Raw genomic sequence first — 1,321 nt, forward strand, 5'->3', positions numbered from 1 at the left:
GGGATCTAAGGAAATTTTACAGTTAGGGTCACGTCCAATGACGTTATCCTCTAATTCAGAAAGGGGTAGTAGGGCGAGTATCTCTTTGTTATCACTAGTGGAAAGCTGGCGCAGAAATCCACTGTAAACTTGACCAGTCATTGCTACTTTGGTCGTTATTGGTTATTCACACTCCCCATGCTAATCCGGCAGGAGATTCTAGTTTCAACAACGTTTATTACCAATGCCTATCTATCGATCAACACAGATAGAGGAAACATCGACCCTGTCTGGATGCAAAACCCCCATGAGCGACTGTATCAAGAAAGGAATTGCACCACCAAACCAATGCACTACTATTTTTTCAAATGTCCTTAGCCCTTTATATTCGCCCTGGCATCAAGCACCGCTAGGTAGAAAGAGAGACCACCAATAGGAATACTAGCAGCGAGGATAATTACAGTCACCAACTTACCTAACTCGGGGTCACCATAGGAAAGTTCAAAAATTGAACCCACAGCCGCAATTCCAGCAACACAGGCAATCATCAAAAACAGAGCACTTTTTGGTGTCATCATAAGCTTTTTTGTGACAGATTATTTTTATCAGAAATAATAATATTTAAATTAGCTGTGGCGCAATCAATTAGATCTAACTGCTAATTAATAGGTTATATCTAGTCCGTTTTACTATTTATCATGCTTGGGTGTTAGTTAATTAACCATTTAATATTAACAATTGCAATTTGTTAATTTATACCCATCACATAAACCCCATTATAAGTGATTAACCGCACTTGAGATCAAATTTATAAGAGCAGTCACAGTTCAGTAAATTATATAAGGTTAAGGGAGTAGAAAGATTACTGTGACTATAGCAAGCGTAATTTAAAATTGAACAATAACAGGTCGTTATAGTCTTTTCCATCACCCCATCACTACCTCACCAGAGGTTTCACAAATAAACTCAGATTGGTATAGTTATTTAACTGGTTTCACGGCTTGGGGTGAGAACCCATGCTTATTCAATTCTTCAGTTAAGGCTAGGCCATTTTGCACCCGATCAACAAACATCACTCCTTTAAGGTGGTCTATCTCATGCTGAATGACGCGAGATAGTAATCCATTCGCCTTTAAGGTTCTAGGGCGTCCGTTCTCATCCTTGTAGGCTACTTCAATGTCGTCTGGACGGGTGACATCTAAATATACACCGGGGATGCTCAAACAACCTTCCTGGCCATCACAGGGGGTGCTACCAAAACTCTTGATTTCTGGGTTAATTAACACCAGCGGTGGGTTGTCTTGGTTATTAGGTTCACAGTCAACCACAATCATTTGCTTAT

2 protein-coding genes are annotated in these 1,321 nt (G+C 40.0%); both read right to left on the minus strand.

Features of this window, described 5'->3' with window-relative positions:
- Window positions 1-353: 353 nt before the first annotated feature.
- Window positions 354-557, minus strand: coding sequence for a hypothetical protein (locus F6K52_RS36390; RefSeq protein ID WP_364421517.1), 204 nt, complete (start codon window positions 555-557; stop codon window positions 354-356).
- Window positions 558-959: 402 nt separating this feature from the next.
- Window positions 960-1,321 (minus strand): peptide deformylase (gene def / locus F6K52_RS36395; protein WP_293090103.1); only part of this gene is annotated, 362 nt, incomplete at its 5' end.

Source organism: Moorena sp. SIO3H5 (genome assembly GCF_010692395.1).
Taxonomy (GTDB): Bacteria; Cyanobacteriota; Cyanobacteriia; order Cyanobacteriales; family Coleofasciculaceae; genus Moorena.